The sequence below is a fragment of the Neisseria sp. P0009.S007 genome (assembly GCF_051962515.1).
On sequence record NZ_JBQCVF010000389.1, the window covers coordinates 1 to 1292 of the forward strand.

3 protein-coding genes are annotated in these 1292 nt (G+C 44.9%); all 3 read left to right on the forward strand.

Features of this window, described 5'->3' with window-relative positions; genetic code table 11:
- Positions 1–564: glutamate ligase domain-containing protein (locus ACTHS3_RS13500; protein ID WP_440368195.1), on the forward strand; the 564-nt coding region annotated here is incomplete at its 5' end.
- A 32-nt stretch (positions 565–596) separates the two neighbouring features.
- Entirely contained in the window at positions 597–977 is a 381-nt protein-coding gene (locus ACTHS3_RS13505; RefSeq protein ID WP_440368196.1) for a DUF2127 domain-containing protein, read from the forward strand.
- 16 nt (positions 978–993) lie between these two features.
- Positions 994–1143 carry a hypothetical protein gene (locus ACTHS3_RS13510; protein WP_003748282.1) on the forward strand — a complete coding sequence of 50 codons (150 nt, stop codon included), beginning with the start codon at positions 994–996 and terminating at the stop codon, positions 1141–1143.
- Positions 1144–1292 lie beyond the last annotated feature (149 nt).

Below are 1292 nucleotides of genomic sequence, written 5' to 3' on the forward strand. Positions count from 1 at the left end.
CGTGGCAATGAACGTGTTGCCGTGGTGTTGCCAGTCCCCGGCCGCCACAATGTGCATAATGCCGTAGCGGCAGCGGCTCTGGCTTTTGCGGCAGGTTTGAGCCTTGCCGAAGTTTCAGACGGCCTGAAAAATTTCAGCAATATCAAAGGCCGTCTGAATATCAAGCAAGGCATTAAAGATGCAACTTTGATTGACGATACTTATAATGCCAACCCCGACAGTATGAAAGCCGCCATTGATGTGCTCGCCGCTATGCCTGCGCCGCGTATTTTTGTAATGGGTGATATGGGTGAATTGGGTGAGGATGAAGCCGCCGCCATGCACGCCGAAGTTGGCGCGTATGCACGGGATAAAGGCATCGAGGCCGCGTATTTTGTCGGCGACAACAGCGTTGAAGCAGCGGAAACGTTTGGAGCGGAAGGTTTGTGGTTTGCAGATAAAGATCCGCTGATTCAAGTGTTGAGCCACGACTTGCCTGAACGCGCTACTTTATTGGTCAAAGGCTCACGCTTTATGAAGATGGAAGAAGTGGTTGAGGCACTGACGGATAAAGAGGTTGTCTGAAAATGGGGCAGAAAAGAAAACGACCTATACTGTTGCAGTTTATCGTTTTAATACTAATAGTAGCAGCAGTTTTATGGCCTGCGACAGTGTGGCTTTACATCGAAAATGTAGGATTTGAGACAATAAGCGGAGCATACGAAATCACAAGTGGGCGTTTACTTTGGTTTTGGTTAGGAAATTTTTATTTGCTTGTGCAAGTCATATTAATGCTGGTTACTGCTGTTGGTCTATGGAGAGGTAAGGATTGGGCGCGTAGGTTGTGGCTAATTAGTTGCATTCTGTATATCGTTTACACTACAGTCAATTATTCAACTGCGAGTTGGCCGGATGTCATTATTCGCGCTGCAATTTGTTATAGCCTGTTTTGTTTACATCCCAAGGATTATTTTCAGACTCAAGAAAATAAAACTTAAGAAGGCCGTCTGAAATATGAAAAAGATTTTACTATTGGCTGGATTGCTGATTGCCGCATTTTATGCCGGAATGAAAGTACAGGCATTTATCTATGAAGATACCTGCTTGGATTTGGGCGGCGGAAAGAATCCTGGAAACTATCCGATTTGCGTGGTAGAGAAATAATCTTACTCAACAAGGCCGTCTGTAATTTCAGACGGCATACCGATTTATTTTTAATTGGGCAATAAGCCCGCTGTAACAACAAAAACAAAAAAGGAAGCCCCATGTTTTTATGGCTCGCACATTTCAGCAACTGGTTAACCGGTCTGAAT